The 20,077-nt window shown below is 60.9% G+C and carries 22 protein-coding genes; 16 read left to right on the forward strand and 6 right to left on the reverse strand.

Annotated features, from left to right (window positions below):
• Positions 1-36: 36 nt before the first annotated feature.
• From CYD26_RS17255 to CYD26_RS17265, 3 genes are all read right to left on the reverse strand, one after another.
• Positions 37-594, reverse strand: a complete 558-nt coding sequence (locus CYD26_RS17255; protein WP_065759871.1) for a Smr/MutS family protein — start codon at positions 592-594, stop codon at positions 37-39.
• Between the two features lie 53 nt (positions 595-647).
• Positions 648-968 (reverse strand): hypothetical protein, encoded by a 321-nt coding sequence (locus CYD26_RS17260; RefSeq protein WP_102053185.1) that lies wholly within the window; start codon positions 966-968, stop codon positions 648-650.
• Between the two features lie 68 nt (positions 969-1,036).
• Positions 1,037-1,627, reverse strand: coding sequence for a cysteine hydrolase family protein (locus CYD26_RS17265; RefSeq protein WP_065759873.1), 591 nt, complete (start codon positions 1,625-1,627; stop codon positions 1,037-1,039).
• 187 nt (positions 1,628-1,814) lie between these two features.
• On the opposite strand from CYD26_RS17265, the gene prmB reads away from it, so the two are divergent.
• Complete coding sequence (gene prmB / locus CYD26_RS17270) at positions 1,815-2,723, forward strand: 50S ribosomal protein L3 N(5)-glutamine methyltransferase (RefSeq protein ID WP_065759874.1); 909 nt, start codon at positions 1,815-1,817, stop codon at positions 2,721-2,723.
• 82 nt (positions 2,724-2,805) lie between these two features.
• Here the strand turns inward: prmB and CYD26_RS17275 are convergent, their stop codons facing one another.
• Both CYD26_RS17275 and CYD26_RS17280 read right to left on the reverse strand, forming a co-directional pair.
• A complete protein-coding gene (locus CYD26_RS17275) occupies positions 2,806-3,603 on the reverse strand; it encodes a hypothetical protein (RefSeq protein WP_102053186.1) in 798 nt (265 codons plus the stop codon).
• 106 nt (positions 3,604-3,709) lie between these two features.
• Positions 3,710-4,669, reverse strand: a complete 960-nt coding sequence (locus tag CYD26_RS17280) for an alpha/beta hydrolase (RefSeq protein ID WP_102053187.1) — start codon at positions 4,667-4,669, stop codon at positions 3,710-3,712.
• 136 nt (positions 4,670-4,805) lie between these two features.
• Here CYD26_RS17280 and aroC point away from each other — a divergent pair, with 136 nt between their 5' ends.
• From aroC to CYD26_RS17350, 14 genes are all read left to right on the forward strand, one after another.
• On the forward strand, positions 4,806-5,897 hold the full coding sequence (gene aroC, locus CYD26_RS17285) for a chorismate synthase (RefSeq protein ID WP_065759877.1): 1,092 nt from the start codon (positions 4,806-4,808) through the stop codon (positions 5,895-5,897).
• 38 nt (positions 5,898-5,935) lie between these two features.
• A complete protein-coding gene (locus CYD26_RS17290; RefSeq protein ID WP_102053188.1) occupies positions 5,936-7,084 on the forward strand; it encodes an MFS transporter in 1,149 nt (382 codons plus the stop codon).
• Entirely contained in the window at positions 7,081-7,701 is a 621-nt protein-coding gene (locus CYD26_RS17295; protein ID WP_102053189.1) for a methylthioribulose 1-phosphate dehydratase, read from the forward strand. Before CYD26_RS17290 ends, CYD26_RS17295 begins: the two co-directional genes overlap by 4 nt.
• Before the next feature lie 26 nt (positions 7,702-7,727).
• Complete coding sequence (locus tag CYD26_RS17300; protein ID WP_102053190.1) at positions 7,728-8,273, forward strand: acireductone dioxygenase; 546 nt, start codon at positions 7,728-7,730, stop codon at positions 8,271-8,273.
• A gap of 11 nt (positions 8,274-8,284) precedes the next feature.
• Positions 8,285-8,968, forward strand: a complete 684-nt coding sequence (gene mtnC / locus CYD26_RS17305; protein ID WP_065759881.1) for an acireductone synthase — start codon at positions 8,285-8,287, stop codon at positions 8,966-8,968.
• Between the two features lie 463 nt (positions 8,969-9,431).
• Entirely contained in the window at positions 9,432-9,953 is a 522-nt protein-coding gene (locus CYD26_RS17310) for an ankyrin repeat domain-containing protein (RefSeq protein WP_102053191.1), read from the forward strand.
• A gap of 58 nt (positions 9,954-10,011) precedes the next feature.
• Positions 10,012-10,542: a hypothetical protein gene (locus CYD26_RS17315; protein ID WP_065759883.1), complete on the forward strand. Its 531-nt coding sequence runs from the start codon at positions 10,012-10,014 to the stop codon at positions 10,540-10,542.
• Between the two features lie 70 nt (positions 10,543-10,612).
• Positions 10,613-10,804, forward strand: coding sequence for a PLDc N-terminal domain-containing protein (locus tag CYD26_RS17320; RefSeq protein ID WP_099775484.1), 192 nt, complete (start codon positions 10,613-10,615; stop codon positions 10,802-10,804).
• A gap of 127 nt (positions 10,805-10,931) precedes the next feature.
• Positions 10,932-11,792 (forward strand): polyamine aminopropyltransferase, encoded by an 861-nt coding sequence (gene speE, locus CYD26_RS17325; RefSeq protein WP_065759885.1) that lies wholly within the window; start codon positions 10,932-10,934, stop codon positions 11,790-11,792.
• A 207-nt stretch (positions 11,793-11,999) separates the two neighbouring features.
• A complete protein-coding gene (locus CYD26_RS17330; protein WP_099775483.1) occupies positions 12,000-14,084 on the forward strand; it encodes an LTA synthase family protein in 2,085 nt (694 codons plus the stop codon).
• Between the two features lie 248 nt (positions 14,085-14,332).
• Positions 14,333-14,665 carry a ribonuclease E inhibitor RraB gene (locus CYD26_RS17335; protein WP_065759887.1) on the forward strand — a complete coding sequence of 111 codons (333 nt, stop codon included), beginning with the start codon at positions 14,333-14,335 and terminating at the stop codon, positions 14,663-14,665.
• Between the two features lie 184 nt (positions 14,666-14,849).
• Positions 14,850-16,259, forward strand: a complete 1,410-nt coding sequence (locus tag CYD26_RS17340; RefSeq protein WP_065759888.1) for a circularly permuted type 2 ATP-grasp protein — start codon at positions 14,850-14,852, stop codon at positions 16,257-16,259.
• Between the two features lie 3 nt (positions 16,260-16,262).
• The gene (locus tag CYD26_RS17345; protein ID WP_099775481.1) at positions 16,263-17,213 is read left to right on the forward strand and encodes an alpha-E domain-containing protein; all 951 of its coding nucleotides are present in this window, start codon (positions 16,263-16,265) and stop codon (positions 17,211-17,213) included.
• Positions 17,210-18,007, forward strand: coding sequence for a transglutaminase family protein (locus CYD26_RS17350; RefSeq protein ID WP_099775480.1), 798 nt, complete (start codon positions 17,210-17,212; stop codon positions 18,005-18,007). The genes CYD26_RS17345 and CYD26_RS17350 overlap by 4 nt, the downstream gene beginning before the upstream one ends.
• Before the next feature lie 2 nt (positions 18,008-18,009).
• On the opposite strand, the gene CYD26_RS17355 is transcribed toward CYD26_RS17350, so the two are convergent.
• Entirely contained in the window at positions 18,010-18,813 is an 804-nt protein-coding gene (locus CYD26_RS17355; RefSeq protein ID WP_099775479.1) for a cytochrome c, read from the reverse strand.
• 529 nt (positions 18,814-19,342) lie between these two features.
• Here CYD26_RS17355 and CYD26_RS17360 point away from each other — a divergent pair.
• Complete coding sequence (locus tag CYD26_RS17360; RefSeq protein WP_099775478.1) at positions 19,343-20,071, forward strand: amidotransferase; 729 nt, start codon at positions 19,343-19,345, stop codon at positions 20,069-20,071.
• The last annotated feature ends 6 nt before the right edge of the window (positions 20,072-20,077 follow it).

Genomic DNA, 20,077 nt, shown 5'->3' on the forward strand with positions numbered 1-20,077 from the left:
AGGGTACGGCGGCGGCGGCGGCGCTGCAAGCACAGCTTACTCGTCGCGGCCTTCGAGCATGGTACGTTTGAGCATGACATACACTGCGCCAGTGCCGCCGTGACGGGCCTGACAGGAGGTGAAACCCAGCACCTGCGGATGTTGACGCAGCCAGGTGTTGACGTGGCTCTTGATCATTGGCCGCTTGCCATCCAGGCGTACCGCCTTGCCGTGGGTGACCCGTACACAGCGCACTTCGAAGCGGGTGGCTTCGGCGAGGAAGTCCCAGAGGGTTTCCCGGGCTTTTTCCACGCTCATGCCATGCAGGTCGAGGCTGCCCTCAAAGGCGATCTGCCCAAGCTTGAGCTTGCGCATCTGGCTTTCCTGGACTCCGTCACGGCTCCAGTGCAGGTCATCTTCCGGGCCGACATCGATCACGAACTGGTCGGAAAGCCCGTCGACTATTGTCTGGTCGCTGCGCACGGTCGCCGCTTGGCGCAGGCCGGCCAATTGCTTGCGGTCGGCCTTGGGTTTGCCAATCTCGGCGCGATCATGCTTGATCGGCTTGACGCCGCGCACTTCGCTCTTGAACAGGGAAAAATCGTCGTCTTGCATGTAAGCCTCCGCCTGGGCGGCGCAGTTTACGCGACTCCCCGCGTCTCGTTAATTCAATCGTGCTTTTTCATCAAGTGTGGCGCCAGGTTGAGTTCCCGGCCACGCCGCAGCCGTGCCCGGCAACGGCGCCACAGCCATACGCCCAGCCACAGCAGCAACACGCCCGCGCCGACGATGACAGCCGCCGCGGCTCGGTTGTTGGTCAGCTCGCCCAAGGCGGATGCATGGCCCAACAGGCTGGCGGTGCCAGCCATCGCCAGCAGTACGCCAAGGGTCGCCAGCAGGGCCGAAAAGGCAGCCGCAAAACGCATTGACCAATTACGCGGTTCGCGTGAGCGAAGGCGCTTGGCGTCGAAACCATCGGATAACTTCATTCCGATTTCCTCTATGGATATCGGGCCTTCGACCTGAAAGTACCGATGTGGTTCCGCCAGCTGTCAGGTCAAATCAGGCTAGCGACTTGGGTCACGCAGGCAAAGTTGTCGGCCATGATAGCCATTTCACTTTGCTGGATCTGCGCTGCGGGTATCACGCCGCCCTTGAAGGGCAGGTCGCGGGTGGTGCAGGCATCTTCGACCAGGGTGCAGCGGTAGCCGTAGTCCTTGGCCCGACGTACGGTGGTGCTGACGCTGGAGTGGCTCATGAAACCGCAGACAATCAGGTCCAGATGACCGAGTTTCTGCAGTTCTTCATGAAGCTTGGTGTTCTTGAACGCGTTAGGCATGCGTTTTTCGATGATGACTTCATCGCCCTGTGGCTCGAGGCCGGGGATGAACTCGCCACGTTCGCCCTGTGGGTCGAACAGGCCGCCAACCGTACCGAGGTGGCGTACGTGAATCACTGGTCGGCCGGCCTTGCGCGCCGCGTCGAGCAGTTTGCCGATGTTGGCCACGGCTTCGTCCATGCCTGACAGCGCCAGAGGACCACTCAGGTACTCTTTCTGCGCATCGATAATCACCAGGCTGGCGTTACTCAGCTTGGCCGGCGGATAACCGCGACCGCTGAGGTGGAACATCGTCATTGGAACGGACATCAGGGGCTCCTTTGGATAGGGCTTTTTGCCTATTCTCCCCTGCTTGGACGCAGATGTGAATCGCTTAGCGTACAAGCGGCGTGGTTAGTGGCCTGCAGCCATGTTGGTCAATCGCTTAAAACGTCATGGGCAGCCATATTCCTGGCCAGGCTGTTAGAATCGCCGGTCGTTTCTCTAGGAGTCTACCGTGACCACTTCCCGCCTGCGCACCCTGCGCGACCATATTCGTTGGGCTGTCAGCCGTTTTCACGAGAAGGAGCTGTTCTTCGGCCATGGCGCCGACAACGCCTGGGACGAGGCGCGCCTGCTGGTGCTGGGCGCAGTTCACCTGCCATGGGAAGTGGCCGACAGCTACCTTGACTGCCGCCTCGAAGACGAGGAAGTGGCGCACCTTCAGGCACTGCTCAAGCGTCGTATCGAAGACCGCGTTCCGACGGCTTACCTGTTGGGTGAGGCATGGTTCTGCGGTATGTCGTTCATCGTCGACGAGCGTGTACTGATTCCGCGTTCACCCATTGGCGAGTTGATCGAAAAGCGTTTCGAACCATGGTTGGCGGCAGAGCCGCAGCGCATTCTCGACCTGTGCACCGGCTCTGGCTGCATTGGTATCGTCAGTGCCGAAGTGTTCCCGGACGCTGAAGTGGTGCTGGCCGACCTGTCCTTCGAGGCCTTGGAAGTCGCCAATCAGAACATCGAGCGTCATGGCCTGGAAGAGCGCGTCTTTACGGTTCAGGGCGATGGCTTCGAGGGGCTGCCGGGGCAGCGTTTCGACCTGATCCTGTCCAACCCGCCGTATGTCGATGCCGAAGACTTCGCCGACATGCCGCAGGAGTACCACCATGAGCCGGAACTGGGCCTTGCCTGTGGCGACGATGGCCTGGACCTGGTCCGGCGGATGCTGGCTGAAGCGGCGGATCACCTGACCGAAAAGGGCTTGTTGATTGTCGAAGTGGGCAACAGCCAGGTGCACCTGTCGGCCTTGTACCCCGAGGTGGATTTTGCCTGGCTGGACTTCGAGCGCGGTGGTCACGGCGTATTCATGCTGACGGCGCAGCAGTGCCGTGAGCATCAGGCGCTGTTTGCTTCGCGGGTGTAAGCGCTAGCGGCGTCTGTATCGTTGGCAAGCCAAACCCCACAAGTACGGTGGGGTGCTTGCCAGCGATAGCACCTGCAGGTTGTCAGCGGTGGGTTGCAATCCAGATCAGCAGCCCGGCCTGGAACACGGCGAAGGCGACCAGGCAGGTGATGGTGAAGCGCAGGCCGCTGTCCTCGCGCTTGTATTTGTTCACGCGCTCGTCCCGCTCACGCAGTTGCGTTTCTTTTTCCTGCAGGGTCTGTTCGGCCTGCTGGAGCATGCCCGCAGCCTCGATGATCTCGACCTGTTGGACCTTCTCGTTGTTCCAGCCACCCTTGAGCTCACCCACCTGCACTTCCAGGTAGCGGCCTTTCATGTGCTGGACATCGGCGTATTCGACCTCCAGCCCGACGTTTTTCAGCACATGGTCACGGCGTTGGCGGGTGTCTTCGTTCAGCGCGTCCTTGCTCGGGAGTGCCGCACCCTCGATCCGGTAGTGCGACCACTTGTGTTGTGCCCACTGCACCCCCTGAGCCAGCAGAAAACGCCCGAGGCCACGGTTCAGTGGCTCCATCTGCAGGCCACTGTCAGGGCCGAAGCTCACGTGGTGCGTCTCATGGTCGACGCGGATGTCGAGGCGATTCTGCTCCTTGCGCACTTTTTGCCCAGGCAGACGAATCTCCATGCGCAGCAGGCTGTGCGTCTTGCTGTGCCGTTCGGCATAGCCGTACTGGACGAAACGCAAGGGCCGCGCACCGGTGGCCCGGTCGGTCGGCAGCGGGGCCAGGCGCAGCATGCGAAAGTGCTCCGGCTTCAGGTCTTCCCACGGCAGCGGGGCAGGTTCTGGAGCGGCCGTTTCGGCGTTTGCTTCGGGGGCATCCTGGGGTGGGGCATCGGTCATCACGGCAATCCTCTTGTGCGCAGCAGGCTGGCCGTAATTCGGATGCCAGCACCGGCTTATCGGCAGGGTTGGCCTGGACTGGAGTGCATTTTTCCGGAACTTCTGCTCAAGCTGCCGGCAATCGACGAATAAACTCGACAATTCTCTCGCCCAGTGCGCTGGCCAGTGGCAGGGCCGGGTTGAGGTAGCTTTGCTGTTGTTGGTGCACGTCAGCCGGGGCGATCCGCAGCATATGGTTCATGCCCTCGATCAGTGCCAGTTCGGCATCGGGTTTGGCGGCCTTCAGGCGCAGGGCATCGGCGACACTGACCTGCACGTCATGGTTGCCTTGCACGATCAGCGCCGGGATTTTCAGACGGGCAAAGGCGGCCGCCGGGTCTTGCCGGAACAGTGAAATCAAATAGGGTTGAACGCTGGGGCGCAGAATGTCCTGCAAGGGCGGGGGCACGTCGCTCGATGTATGGCCGGCTTTGAGCTGGTCGATGATCGCCTGGGCCCGTGCTTGGTAACGATCAGGTACGCGCTCGGCAATCTGCGCATGCAGCACGTCATGCACCGGGCGCCCGCTGCCAGCCACGGCAATTACTGCACTGGCCCCGGCCGGTTCGGCCGCGAGGCTGGCGATCAATGCACCTTCGCTGTGGCCCAGCAACACCAGCGGGCCGAAGCGTGGGTCGGCGTTGAGCGCACGGCCCCAGGCTACGGCATCGGCAACATAACCCTCGACGCTCAGGTCACGTTCGTCGGGTGCCGCCTCCAGGCTGGCGGCAACGCCGCGTTTGTCATAGCGCACGCTGGCGATATTGTTGCGTGCGAGCAGCAGCGCCAGGCGTTTGAGGTTGTCGGTGTGAGCCCCGTTGGGGTTGTTGCCGTCGCGATCGGTCGGGCCTGAGCCGGCAATGATCAACACCACGGGCGGCGGTCGCTCGCTGCGGGGCAGCAGCAGGCTGCCCCGCAGGATGCCGGCACCTGTATCGAGGTCCAGGGGCCGCTGTAGAACGCTGGGGGCCGCCGCTTGGGCGAGGCTGCTGAGGCACAGAAGAAGCAGGGTGAGGGCGCGTAACATTACAGGGCCGCTGCTGGAAAGATGAAAGTTGGACAAACACCGGGCTAGAAGGTTCGCCAACAGGGATGAACTCGCCGGTTAGCGTGCGTATACTGGCGGCCTTGTTCAAATCAGGCTGATTCGCGGAGCGTCCTGCATGTCCGGCAATACCTATGGCAAGCTGTTCACTGTCACCACCGCTGGCGAAAGCCATGGTCCGGCGTTGGTCGCCATTGTCGACGGCTGCCCGCCGGGCCTCGAGCTTTCGCTGGCCGACCTGCAACACGACCTGGACCGGCGCAAGCCTGGCACCAGCCGCCACACCACGCAACGTCAGGAAGACGACGAAGTCGAAATCCTCTCTGGCGTTTTCGAAGGCCGTACCACCGGCTGCGCAATTGGCCTGTTGATCCGCAACACCGACCAGAAGTCCAAGGACTACTCGGCGATCAAGGACCTGTTCCGCCCGGCGCATGCCGATTACACCTACCACCACAAGTACGGTGTACGTGACTACCGTGGCGGTGGCCGTAGCTCGGCGCGCGAAACCGCGATGCGGGTGGCCGCCGGTGCCATCGCCAAGAAGTACCTGGCCAGCCAGGGCATCACCATTCGTGGCTACATGAGCCAGTTGGGGCCGATTGAAATCCCCTTCAAGACCTGGGAGTCGGTTGAGCAGAACGCGTTCTTCAGCCCAGACCCGGACAAAGTGCCAGAGCTGGAAGCCTACATGGACCAGTTGCGTCGCGATCAGGACTCGGTCGGGGCGAAAATCACCGTTGTCGCCGAAGGCGTCATGCCTGGCCTGGGCGAGCCGATCTTTGATCGCCTGGATGCCGAGCTGGCTCATGCACTGATGAGCATCAACGCAGTCAAGGGTGTGGAGATCGGTGCGGGCTTCGCCAGCGTGGCCCAGCGCGGTACCGAACACCGCGACGAGCTCACCCCGGAAGGTTTCCTCAGCAACAACGCTGGCGGCATTCTGGGCGGGATCTCCTCGGGTCAGCCGATTGTCGCGCACCTGGCGCTCAAGCCAACGTCGAGCATCACCACCCCGGGCCGTTCGATCGATATCGACGGTAACCCGGTCGACGTCATCACCAAAGGGCGCCACGACCCTTGCGTAGGCATCCGTGCCACCCCGATTGCCGAGGCGATGATGGCCATCGTGCTGATGGACCACCTGCTGCGTCACCGTGGGCAGAATGCCGATGTGAAGGTCAGCACGCCGGTACTGGGCCAGTTGTAATGCCCCGAGTGTTCGATCGCGCCATGGCCGCTTGAGCCGTGGCGCCGATTCCCTACTGGCGACTGTCCAGCTTCTATCTGTTCTATTTCGCCTTGCTCGGTTCGACAGCGCCATTCCTGGCGCTGTACTTCGATCACCTGGGGTTTTCCAGTGCGCGGATCGGCGAGTTGGTGGCCATCCCCATGCTGATGCGCTGCGTGGCGCCGAATCTGTGGGGCTGGCTGGGGGATCGCACCGGCCAGCGCCTGCTGATCGTGCGGCTTGGTGCGTTGTCGACGCTGGCGAGTTTTTCGCTGATCTTCATCGATAAGAGCTACGCCTGGCTGGCGTTGGTGATGGCCCTGCATGCGTTCTTCTGGCACGCGGTGCTGCCGCAGTTCGAGGTCATTACCCTGGCACACTTGCAGGGGCAGACCGCACGCTACAGCCAGGTCCGCTTGTGGGGGTCAATCGGCTTTATCCTGACGGTTGCCGGGTTGGGCCGGTTGTTCGAATGGCTGAGCCTGGACATCTACCCGGTGGCGCTGGCCGTGATCATGGCCGGTATCGTCCTGGCCAGCCTGTGGGTGCCCAATGCACACCCGCCCGGGCAGCATGTGCGCGATGCTGGCGAGGGGTTTATCCGGCAATTGCTTCGCCCCGGCGTGCTGGCTTTTTATGCATGTGTGGCCCTGATGCAATTGAGCCACGGCCCGTACTACACCTTTCTGACCTTGCACCTTGAGCACTTGGGGTACAGCCGTGGCACCATTGGCCTGCTCTGGTCGTTGGGCGTGGTGGCCGAGGTGCTGATGTTTCTGGCCATGAGCTGGATCATGGCGCGGGTGTCGTTGCGCCGGGTGCTGCTGGCCAGTTTCCTGTTGGCAGCGTTACGCTGGATGCTGCTGGGCGAGTACGCCGAGCACCTGGCCGTGTTGCTGGTCGCGCAGTTGATGCACGCGGCCACCTTCGGCAGTTTTCATGCCGCGGCCATCGCCTTCGTGCAGCGCAGCTTCGGGGCGCGCCAGCAAGGGCAGGGGCAGGCGTTGTATGCCGCATTGGCTGGCACCGGTGGCGCATTGGGTGCCTTGTACTCGGGCTACAGCTGGAATGCGCTGGGCCCCACTACAACCTTTAGTATTGCCAGCGTCGCTGCCGTGGCGGCAGCCGTTATCATTGCGACTCGAATGAAAGAGGACAGGGCATGAGCCTTACCCGTGAACAATTGGCCTTGGAAATCATCGAAGCCGGGCGCTTTCTCTATGGCCGTGGCTGGTCGCCGGCCACCAGCAGCAACTATTCCACCCGCCTGGCGGCGGATCAGGCGCTGTTGACGGTCTCCGGCAAGCACAAAGGTCAGCTGGGCGTGGACGATGTCCTGGCCACCGACCTCGCTGGCAATAGCCTGGAGCCGGGCAAGAAACCCTCGGCGGAAACCTTGCTGCATACCCAGTTGTACGCCTGGCGGGCAGACATCGGGGCTGTGCTGCATACCCACTCGGTCAATGCCACGGTGTTGTCACGGGTGACCGCTGGGGACTACCTGGTGTTCGAAGACTATGAACTGCAGAAAGCCTTCAGTGGTATCTCGACCCACGAGTCGACGGTGCAGGTGCCGATTTTCGAGAACGATCAGGACATCGCCCGCCTGGCGGCCAAGGTTCAGCCCTGGCTTGAGGCGCACCCCGACTGCGTCGGCTACCTGATCCGTGGCCATGGCCTGTACACCTGGGGCCCGCGCATGAGTGATGCGTTGCGTCAGGTCGAAGCCTTCGAATTCCTCTTCGAGTGTGAATTGAAAGTGCGATCGGTTACCGGTCGTTGAGTCGCTACAACTAGGAGTTGCCCCTGATGAGCAGCCTGACCGTGTACCACCAGTCCACCCCGGACATCCCGAACAAGGTGCTGACCCACGTTGAGGACATCGCCTCGACCCTGGCAGAGCAGGGCGTGCGCTTCGAGCGTTGGGCCGCCAATGCGCCGATCCAGCCGGGCGCTAGCCAGGAAGAGGTGATTGCGGCCTACCAGGTCCAGATCGACAAGCTGATGACCGAATGCGGCTACATCACCGTCGATGTGGTGAGCCTGAACAGTGATCACCCGCAGAAGGCCGAACTGCGTGCCAAGTTTCTGGATGAACACCGCCATGCGGAAGACGAAGTGCGCTTTTTCGTCGCCGGGCGAGGCCTGTTTACCCTGCACATCGACGAGTATGTCTACGCCGTGCTCTGCGAGAAGAACGACCTGATCTCGGTACCGGCCGGCACCCCTCACTGGTTTGACATGGGCGAGAACCCGCATTTCGTTGCCATTCGCCTGTTCAACAACCCTGAGGGTTGGGTAGCGCAGTTCACCGGCGACAAAATCGCCGATCAATTCCCGCGTATCGACGACTGACCGGAGCCTGCATGACTATCAAAGCCATCCTCACCGACATTGAAGGCACTACCAGCGCGGTGAGTTTTGTCTTCGACGTGCTGTTTCCGTTCGCGGCCAGGCACCTGCCCGATTTTGTCCGTACCCATGCGGCTGAGCCTGCCGTGGCGGCCCAATTGCAGGCTGTGCGCACCGACAGCAATGAACCCGCCGCTGACGTTGAGCGGGTAATTGAAATCTTGCTGCAGTGGATTGCTGAAGACCGCAAGGCCACGCCACTCAAGGCGTTGCAAGGCATGGTCTGGGCCGAGGGCTATCAGGCGGGGCTGCTCAAGGGGCATGTCTACCCGGATGCGGTTGAAGCGCTTAAGCGCTGGCATCAGGAAGGCTATGCCCTGTATGTGTATTCCTCGGGCTCCATTCAGGCGCAGAAGCTGATTTTCGGCTGCTCTGAAGCCGGCGACCTGACCCCGCTGTTCAGCGGGTATTTCGACACGACGTCCGGTGGTAAGCGCGAGGCGCAATCCTACCGCACCATCGCCCAGGCGATTGATTTGCCGGCAGAGCAGATCCTGTTCCTCTCGGACATCGTCGAAGAACTGGATGCGGCTCAGCAGGCCGGCATGGCGACCTGCGGGCTGGTACGCCAGGGTGGGGAGCTGGCGGGCCACAGCAATGTAGTCAGCTTCGCCTTGATCGACGTAAACCAGTTCTGACGCTTTGCATCACAGGCAAGCCTGCTTGTAGGAGCCGGGCTTGCCCGCGATGCAGCCACCGCGCACTCACGGGCACCCCACCGACACCATCGCAGGCCAGCCTGCTTGTAGGAGCCGGGCTTGCCCGCGATGCAGACGCCGCGAACTCACGGGCACCCCGCTGAAGCCATCGCAGGCAAGCCAGCTCCAACAGAGCCCGCGCAACCTGTAGGAGCCGGGCTTGCCCGCGATGCAGCCACCGCGAACTCACGGGCACCCCACCGACGCCATCGCAGGCAAGCCAGCTCCAACAGAGCCCGCGCAGCCTGTAGGAGCCGGGCTTGCCCGCGATGCAGACGCCGCGCACTCGCGGGCACCCCTGCGTACCAATAGATTTCTTCTGTTGCATCCATGCGTTATTCCGCGTTGACCCCCAGCCCGTGCTGGCCAAGACTTGGGCTTTTCCGGCAGCCAGGAGCCCCCCATGTCCGACCAACTCACTTGCGAACAACTCAACGACGAAGCCATTGCCTTTGCCGAGCAGGTTTTCGATTGCGCCCGTCAAGGTGATGCCGTTGCTTTTGAGCGCTTGTTGCAGCAGGGGCTGCCGGCCAATCTCTGCAACCACAAAGGCGACAGCCTGTTGATGCTTGCCAGCTACCATGGCCATGTCGAGGCGGTGCGTATGTTGTTGCAGCACGGTGCCGATCCGCACGTCGCCAACAACAATGGCCAACTGCCGCTTGCCGGTGCCGCATTCAAGGGCGACCTGGCCATGGTGCAACTGCTGGTGGAGCAGGGCGCCAGCGTCGAGGCGGCGACGGCTGATGGTCGTACGGCATTGATGATGGCGGCGATGTTCAACCGAACCGCAATCGTGGACTATCTGCTGGCACAGGGGGCCGACCCCAAACGTGCAGATGCCAAGGGCATGACTGCATTAGGCGCAGCCCAGGCCATGGGCGCACAGGACGCCGTGACGCAGTTGCAAGCGCTGGCCGGCTAACCCTCGGTGGGTGTTTACCGTTATCCTTGGCGCCTTTTATCGTCGTAAGGGGCCCCTCATGAAAAACCAACTGGTCGAACTCATCGGCAAAATCAGCTCCGGCTGCCTGCGTGAGGATGACATCGAGCGGATCGCTGACGAAGCCGCTCAGGCGTATGCCGATCCAGCCGGGTTTCTGGCCGCCAACCCCGATATCAACTACGACGACACCTTCCCGATTCCCCTGGGTGAATGGGTTGTGGTGGGCAGCCTGCCGGACACCGTGCTGTTCCAGGCTGACAGCTACCAGGACCTGTTCGCCCAGATCGTCGCCTCCTTCGGCCCCGATGTGGCGTTCAACATCAAGCCCAAGCAATTGGCCAAGACTGAAGCCTTGACCGCACTCAACCGCATCCAGATCCAGATGAGCAGCATGAACAAAGAGGCGGGCGGCTATGTGTTGCTCGACTTCAGTGAGCCGCTCGACGATGAATTGCAGGTCGTGCTGGTTTACGGCAACGACCTGGAGCGGGTGCTTGAGTTGTCTGCCGAAGTCGGGATTTCCGCCGCGCCGTCGCTTGAAGCACTGCGGCTGGCCTTGCACGTTTAAGTCGGTGTGGACACCAGGGTGTTGAGCGCTGGCTATGCTCAGTGACACATCCCGTCACAGGAGCGGCATCATGGGTTCGACATTTAATGGCTTTCTTGGCCTGATCATCCTGGCCCTGGACATCTGGGCAATCATCAACGTGATTAAAAGCAGCGTAGGGACCGGGCCCAAGGTGCTCTGGGTGCTGCTGATCCTGCTGTTGCCGGTGCTGGGCCTGATCATCTGGGCGATTGCCGGCCCCCGGGGCAATGTCCGTCTGTAGGTGCCTGCGCGGCCTGCGGTACCTCGACGAATATTCGACCTGTCATGATCGACAACGTACACTGCGCCCTTTTCTATGGCGGGTGCGTTTGCGCCCGTTGTCAGCCGCTTTTATTGGAGGTCCCGCAATGAGCGACTACCTGGAGACGTTGTACGAAGGCTATGGCCAGCGCTTTCGCATGGACAAGCTGCTGCACGAGGTTCGTACCGAGCACCAGCACCTGGTGATTTTCGAGAACCCGCGCATGGGGCGCGTGATGGCGCTGGACGGTGTGATCCAAACCACCGAGGCCGATGAGTTCATCTACCACGAGATGCTCACCCACGTCCCGATCCTGGCCCATGGCACTGCGCGGCGCGTACTGATCATTGGCGGCGGTGACGGTGGCATGTTGCGTGAAGTGACCAAGCACCGTGGCGTCGAGCACATCACCATGGTCGAGATCGACGGTACTGTGGTCGACATGTGCAAGGAGTTCCTGCCGGAGCACTCCAAGGGTGCCTACGATGACCCGCGCCTGAACCTGGTCATTGATGACGGCATGCGGTTCGTCGCCACCACCGAAGAGAAGTTCGACGTCATCATCTCCGACTCCACTGACCCGATCGGTCCGGGAGAGGTGCTGTTCTCCGAGAACTTCTACCAGGCCTGCCACCGTTGCCTGAACGACGGCGGTATTCTGGTCACTCAGAACGGCACGCCGTTCATGCAGTTGTCTGAAGTTCAAACCACCGCAAGCCGCATGCGCAGCCTGTTCGCCGATTGGCACTTCTACCAGGCCGCGGTACCGACCTACATCGGCGGTGCAATGACCTTCGCGTGGGGCGCTACCAACACCAGTTACCGCAAACTGCCGCTGGAAACCCTGCGTCAGCGTTTCGCCGGCAGTGGAATCGTTACGCGTTATTACAACCCGGAGATTCACATCGGTGCGTTTGCCTTGCCGCAATACGTGCTGCAGGCTGTAAACAAGCCCAGCAACGATTGATGCTGCACTACGGCGCCTTAGGGCGCCGTAGTCGATTTCATGAAGCGTGGCAAGTTTCTGAACAGAATTTTCACATTCGATTGCCGACAATTCGTGCGCTCAAATGCCTGTTCGACGAATGGCTCCCCAGTGCCCGGTTGTTTAGGGCAGGCTTGTTATTTCGCTCTTCGTTTCTTTCAAATCTGAATCTTTGGGATCTTCCTATTCATGGCTAACACGGACGCCTTGAGTCATCAGCGTGCTGCTTCGCGCGCGCTGCAACCGACCGTCAAATCGCACCTGGCCTATACGCTGCTGAGCGGCCTGGTGATCATGCTGATGCTCAGCCTGGTGAGGCTGGCGCTGCTGGTTTACAACAGCGATCAGATCGGCAACACCCCGGTCTCGACGTTGGCCGAGGCGTTCGCCAACGGCCTGCGTTTCGACCTGCGCCTGGTGGTGTACCTCTGCATTCCGCTGATGCTGGCACTGTTGAGTGTTCGGGCGATGGCCGCACGCGGCCTGTTCCGTTTCTGGTTGACCGTGACCGCCAGTGTGGCCATGTTCCTCGGCCTGATGGAGATGGACTTCTACCGTGAATTCCACCAGCGCCTTAACGGGTTGGTCTTCCAGTACGTCAAGGAAGATCCGAAGACCGTACTGAGCATGCTGTGGTACGGCTTCCCTGTCGTACGTTACCTGTTGGCCTGGGCCTTCGGGACCTGGTTGCTGAGCCTGCTGTTCAAAGGTGTCGACCGCATGACGCGGCCTCGTGGCGTATACGGCAGCAGTGTGGCCGGTGCGCGTAGCGTAGCGCCTTGGTATGTGCGCGGCGGCGTGTTCTTCATGGTGCTGTTGGTGGCCGTGGTTGCCGCACGCGGTACCTTGCGTCAAGGCCCGCCGATGCGTTGGGGCGACGCTTACACCACCGATTCGAACTTTGCCAACCAGTTGGGCCTGAACGGTACGCTGACCCTGATCACCGCTGCCAAGAGCCGGATGTCCGAAGAGCGTGACAACATCTGGAAGGCCACCCTGCCGCAGGATGAAGCGCAGGAGACCGTGCGCAGCATGCTGCTGACGCCTCACGACAAGCTGGTCGATGCCGATGAAGCGGCTGTGCGCCGTGAGTTCACCCCGCCAGTCGAGAAAACCCTGCCGATCAAGAACGTCGTGGTGATCCTGCTGGAAAGCTTCGCCGGGCATTCGGTGGGTGCGCTGGGTGCCACCACCAACATTACGCCGTACTTCGACAAACTGGCCAAGGAAGGGTTGCTGTTCGACCGTTTCTTCTCCAACGGCACCCATACCCACCAGGGTATGTTCGCCACCATGGGCTGCTTCCCCAACCTGCCAGGTTTCGAATACCTGATGCAGACGCCTGAAGGCAGCCACAAACTGTCGGGTTTGCCAGCGCTGCTCAGTGCACGCAAATACGATGACGTCTATGTCTATAACGGCGACTTTGCCTGGGACAACCAATCCGGGTTCTTCAGCAACCAGGGCATGACCACTTTCATTGGCCGTAACGATTTCGTCAATCCAGTGTTCTCCGACCCGACCTGGGGCGTGTCTGACCAGGACATGTTCGACCGTGGTGCTGAAGAACTGGCGAAAAACTATGGCAAGAAACCGTTCTATGCCTTGCTGCAAAGCCTGTCCAACCACACGCCGTACGCGTTGCCGAAAAACCTGCCGGTAGAACCTGTGACGGGCCAGGGTCGTCTCGACGAGCACCTGACCGCCATGCGTTATTCCGACTGGGCATTGGGTCAGTTCTTCGAGAAGGCGCGCAAAGAGCCTTACTTCAAGGAAACCCTGTTCGTTATTGTTGGCGACCATGGTTTCGGCAACAACCAGCAGGTCACCGAACTCGACCTGAGCCGCTTCAACGTACCGCTGCTGCTCATTGCGCCGGGTATCCAGGAGAAGTTCGGTGCGGTCAGCCACACCGTGGGTACCCAGATCGATATCGTGCCGACCATCATGGGTCGCCTCGGTGGCGAAACCCGTCATCAGTGCTGGGGGCGTGACCTGCTTAACCTGCCGGAAGGCGACCAGGGTTTTGGCATGATCAAACCGTCGGGTAGCGAGCAGACCGTTGGCCTGGTAACGGGTGATCGGATTCTGATCGAGTCCAAGGACATGTCGCCACGCATGTACCGCTACCAACTGGGTCGCGAGTTCAAGGCCGAGCGAATCGAAAGCCCGGACCAGGCTGAACTGACGCGCAAGCTGGAGTCGTTCATCCAGACGGCGACCAAGAGCCTGCTGGACAACACCGCCGGTGTGGTTCACGGCGTGCCGGACTGATCACCGGTACTACGTGATGCCTGTTTGACCAAAGCCCCGATTTATCGGGGCTTTTGTTTTTTGATGTGTCGATACGACTTACATCGGTTGGCACGAGCGCTGCGCAAGCGCTAGGATGCACTCAGGGTCTACCTGATTCACGCTTCCCGGCCCTGTCTTGATCACTAGCTCGAAGGCCCGCGCCTCTACTGTGGGCGATAGCGTCACGCACTGAAGGTTAATCCATCGGTATTTGCGGAGGACGATTCATGAGCAGCCAATATGATGACATCAGCATTAATGTCTTGCGCAGCATGAAGGAAGGCGGGTTCGACTTTGCCCGTATCCACCCCATCGAGTTCTATGCCGTTTTCCCCGATGAGGAGCGTGCCCGCAGAGCAGCCGGGAAATTCCGCGGCGAGTCGCTCAATGCACAGGTCTGTGAATGTGCAGATGGCGGCTGGCATCTGGAGTTGAGCAAGGTGATGTATGCCACCCATGGCGGCATCGATGAGTTCGAACAGGGCTTTGAGGCGGTGATCGCACCGCTGGGTGGTGAGGTTCAAGGCTGGGGGGTCAAGCAAGAGCGTTTGCTGGCCTGAGCCAATCAACCGTCAGCCGGGCACTGCCTCGCAATGAGGCGCCGTCGCCCGGTTGACGGTGTATCTCGCACTGCTCTGGTGCGGTGTTTTCTCCTCGCTTCTATAACCACTTGAAATAAAAGCATTTATGCCGATGGCACGGGGCTTGCGATGACGTCTTGGTCCGGATGACAAGGAGTTCGGCATGATCCGCAGCTTTTATGACGAAATGTATGCCGGCAACGGTGAAGTCCGAGCGCACTACAGCGGATTCGCCAGTTGGCTGGCCGAGACCCCGCCGGAACTGTTGGCTCAGCGTCGTCGGGAAGCCGACCTGCTGTTTCATCGTGCCGGTATTACGTTCACCCTCTATGGCGATGAGCAAGGCACTGAACGCCTGATCCCGTTCGACACCATTCCCCGTAGTATTCCCGCCGCTGAATGGCGCGTGATCGAGCGGGGCTGCATCCAGAGGGTCAAGGCCCTCAACCTGTTTCTCGCCGACCTCTACCATGATCAGCGCATTCTGCGGGCCGGCATCATTCCGGCCGAGCAGGTGCTCGCCAACGAGCAGTATCAGTTGGCAATGCAGGGGTTGAATCTGCACCGTGATCTCTACGCGCATATCTCCGGGGTCGATCTGGTGCGCGACAGCGACGGCAGCTACTACGTACTCGAGGACAATCTGCGTACCCCCAGCGGTGTGAGCTACATGCTCGAAGACCGCAAAATGATGATGCGCCTGTTCCCGGAGCTGTTCGCCGCTCAACGCATCGCCCCGATCGATCACTACCCGAACCTGTTACTCGACACCCTGAAAAGTTCCAGCCCGCTGGATAACCCCAGTGTTGTGGTGTTGACCCCCGGTCGTTTTAACAGTGCCTTCTTTGAGCATGCTTTTCTCGCCCGTGAAATGGGCGTGGAACTGGTCGAAGGCGCGGACCTGTTTGTACGGGACGAGCATGTGTACATGCGCACCACGGACGGCCCCAAGGCGGTCGATGTGATTTACCGGCGCCTGGACGATGCCTTCCTCGATCCACTGGCCTTCAACCCTGACTCAATGCTGGGCGTACCCGGCCTGTTGTCTGCCTACCGCTGCGGCAACGTGGTACTGGCCAACGCAATTGGTACCGGGGTCGCCGACGACAAGTCGATCTACCCCTATGTCACCGACATGATCCGTTTCTATCTGGACGAGGAGCCGATTCTGAAGAACGTGCCGACCTGGCAATGCCGCAAACCGGCTGAGTTATCCCATGTGCTGGCGCATTTACCGGAGCTGGTGGTCAAGGAAACCCAGGGCTCGGGCGGCTACGGAATGTTGGTCGGGCCTGCCGCCAGCCGTGCCGAACTCGAAGCCTTTGCGGCGCGGATCAAAGCGCGTCCTGCGGCCTACATCGCGCAGCCGACGTTGTCGTTGTCGACCTGTCCGACCTTTGTCGAGAACGGCATTGCCCCACGGCATATCGATTTGCGTCCCTTCGTCTTGTCCGGCCGGGAAACCCGCGTGGTGCCCGGTGGTTTGACCCGGGTGGCGCTGCGTGAGGGCTCGTTGGTGGTCAACTCGTCCCAGGGGGGCGGTACCAAGGACACCTGGGTCGTTGAGGATTGAATCATGTTGAGTAGAACGGCCTCGGATCTGTATTGGATGTCGCGTTATCTGGAGCGGGCGGAGAACCTCGCGCGGATGCTTGATGTCAGTTATTCACTGTCACTGATGCCGCAGGACGGCCGCGGAGGCGGCCTTGATGAGTTGGCGATGCCGTTGCTGATCACGGGCACCCTTGATGACTACCTCGAACGTCATGGCGAACTGCACGCCGAGCGACTGTTGCAGCATTTCGCCCTGGACCCGGGCAACCCGGCCAGTATCTACAGTTGTCTTGGCTCGGCACGGGCCTGTGCCCATGCGGTTCGTGGGCGAATTACCGCCGACATGTGGGAGAACATCAATGCGGCCTGGCTGGAAATCCGTGGCATTGCCGAGCAGGGCGTAGGGCGTTATGGCCTGAGCCGTTTTTGTGAGTGGGTGAAGGAGCGCTCACACCTGTTTCGCGGTGCTACCTACGGCACCATCATGCGCAACGATGCCTTTCGTTTTATCCGGCTGGGCACCTTTATCGAGCGTGCCGACAACACGTTGCGCCTGCTCGACGCCCGCTATGAAGTGCTTGGTGATGAAGCCGATGCGGTCAGTGACAGCTCGGCCCGGGGTTACTACCAGTGGAGCGCCTTGCTCAGGGCCCTGTCGTCTTTCGAGGCTTACACCGAGATCTACCGCGATGCACCTGCGGCGCGGCATGTGGCCGAGTTACTGTTGCTGCGTGCGGATGTGCCGCGTTCGTTAAGGGCTTGCACTGAAGAGATCGACCAGATCCTGGCCAGCCTGCCCGGCGCCAACGGCCGTCCGGCACAGCGCCTGGCTGCCGAGGTGGATGCGCGCCTGCGCTACACCGGTATCGACGAAATCCTCGATGCAGGCCTGCACCCTTGGTTGAGCGACTACATCCCGCTGGTACGCCAGTTGGGCAACGCCATTCACAGCGCTTACCTGGAGGTCGTATGAGACTGACCATTAGTCATGAAACCGCCTATCACTATGAAGACCCGGTACGCACCAGCATCCAGTACCTGCGCCTGACCCCACACGACACCGAGCGGCAGCAGGTATTCAATTGGCACCTCGACCTGCCTCGACCGGCACGGGCGCAAGTAGACCCATTCGGCAACATCCTGCACGTGTTGAGCCTGGATGAACCGCATTCCGAATTGATTATCCGGGCTCGGGGGCAGGTGGAGATCGACGAGCAGTTCGAGGTTGAACATGAGGCGGGTTCGGCACTGCCGTTCTTGCGTTTCACGCGGTTGACCGAGGCCGACGAAGCGCTGCGCGCATTTGCCGAGCGCCAATGCCGCAAGCGCCGTGATCGTTCCGCGCTGATTGACCTGATGCATGGATTGCACGAGCGCATTGCCTACACCCCCGGGGCGACGGTGGTGGAGACCAGTGCCGCGCAAGCGTTCGCGGGTGGCGCGGGCGTCTGTCAGGACCACGCCCACGCGTTCCTAGCGTGCGCCCGCAGCCTTGGCATTCCGGCACGATATGTGTCTGGTTACTTGTTCGACAGCGACAGCCAGCACCTGGCCAGCCATGCCTGGGCAGAGGCCTGGCTGGACAATGGCTGGTACAGCTTTGATGTCACCAACCAACTGCAGCGCCCCGAACGGCACCTGAAGTTGGCGGTCGGCCTGGATTACCTGGACGCGTGCCCGGTGCGCGGCATGCGCCGGGGTGGTGGCTTTGAGCAGATGCACGCCAAGGTGCTGGTCACCCCGACCCTCGGCGCGCAGCAGCAATAGCCCTAGGGCTGCTTGTGCCCGGCCATGTGCTGGAGGTAGGCGAGCAGGGCGTCAAGCTCGCCGTCGCTAAGCACGCTGCTGCTGAAGCCGGGCATTTTCGCCTGTGGCCACTGACGCAGGCTTTGCGGGTCGCGGATATAGCGGCGCAGGTGGTCGAGGTGGAAGTACTCGGTCGGGTTGTAGGGCAGGTTCAGGTCCGGGCCAAACTGTGCATCGCCGGCGCCGTTGAGCGTGTGGCAGGCCAGGCAGTTTTTCTGGAACACGGTAAAGCCGAGGTTGACCGGGCTATTGTCTGCAAGCCCAGGTGCGGGGCGCATGGCCGGGAAGCGTTCGGCGACGGCGTCCAGGCGGCGAATGCTGGCAACCTGGAAAGGCCACTGTTCAGGGCTGATATGACCTGCCTGCGGGTTCGTCCATACCAGGTAGAAGGGGCCTGCGCTTGGTTTGCCTTTGCCGAGGCCCGGCCAGGGTTTGGCGGGGTCCTCAATGGCCAGCCAGGCCCGTGCTGGCCCCTTGGCGAGCAGTGGCGCCGCTGGCATCTCGGCGGCGAAGCCGTCCAGCGCAACTGCCTGCAGGTGATCCTGTGCCGAAACCCCGGTCAGCAGGGCGCTGAGGGGGATGGCGCGGTAGTGCATGGCTTTCTTGTAGGAAACATCGTCCGCGATGCTGATCGACTGCGCTTGCGGGTGCTTGAGCAAGTCTTCGGTTTGCCAGTTGATCGGCGCATCACCCAGTTCCAGAACCAGTTGAGCGGCCTGTAACGGTAGGCTCAGCACGGCAAACAGCAGGGCAAGGCAGCGTCGCATGGAACAGTCTCCAACCAATGAGACCGGCAGCATACACTACGGCTGATAGGTTCCTGAGGCGTGCGCGTCGCTCAGCCGAACAGCCGCGATAGATTCGGCAGAATCAAGAGTAGGGTAGTGGCAAAGAGGATGAGCCCTGCCTGACGTACTTTCGTGTGCTTGAACATGGCTGACTGCCTTTTTGTTGTTATTCCTGAATGCCGAGTGGCTTCCCTGTCGAAGGTTTTACGTGTGATTTCGGGCCTGCCAGGCGCCGACACAAACCTGCTGAAAGTGGGTATACAACTAACCTTAGGGTCAACGTCACCCATCTTTTAGAACGGTTTGGTATTTCCAGCGTTTAGAATCTTTGCTTTGGCTATCAGGCGTTTTGCCATGCCATGATGATCGCCCTTGCTAGACACGTGCGTGCAGTTCGTCGGTGGATCCAGTCTGCATGACCGTTCGTCAGTGCATTCTACTTGCTTACAGGCCTTAATCGCGGCAGGCTCTAGCACGCATTTCGCCTTTGTCGTTCGGGACTATCTCTATGTCGCTACGCATCTGCATCCTTGAAACCGACGTCCTGCGGCCGGAACTGGTCGAGCAGTTTCAGGGCTACGGCCGGATGTTCGAGCAACTGTTTGCCCGCCAACCCATCGCCGCCGAGTTCAGCCTGTATAACGTAATGAACGGCGAGTACCCCAGTGATGAGCAATCGTTCGATGCTTACCTGGTTACCGGTAGCAAGGCCGATTCGTTTGGCAGCGATCCCTGGATTCAAACCCTCAAGACTTTTTTGCTTGAGCGCTATCAGCGTGGCGACAAGTTGCTTGGCGTGTGCTTTGGTCATCAGTTGCTGGCGCTGCTGTTGGGGGGCAAGACCGAGCGTGCGACGCAGGGCTGGGGCGTCGGTATTCACCGTTATCGCCTGAACGCACAGCAGCCGTGGATGACCCCGCCGATCGAAGACCTGACCTTGTTGATCAGCCATCAGGACCAGGTCACCCGCTTGCCGGAAAACGCCACGCTGATCGCGTCCAGCGAGTTCTGCCAGTATGCGGCCTATCACATCGACGATCAGGTGCTGTGTTTCCAGGGGCACCCCGAGTTCGTTCACGATTACTCACGGGCGCTGCTTGATTTGCGTCAGCAGCACCTGGGCGATGAGGTCTATCGGCAAGGGCTGGCCAGCCTGTCCAGCGAGCACCAGGGTGAAACCGTGGCCGAATGGATGATGCGCTTCGTGGCCCATAAGCCCGAAGGCACGACGGCCTGAGGGTGC

Origin of the sequence: Pseudomonas sp. FFUP_PS_473, assembly GCF_002858665.1 — a bacterium.
Lineage (GTDB): Bacteria > Pseudomonadota > Gammaproteobacteria > Pseudomonadales > Pseudomonadaceae > Aquipseudomonas > Aquipseudomonas defluvii.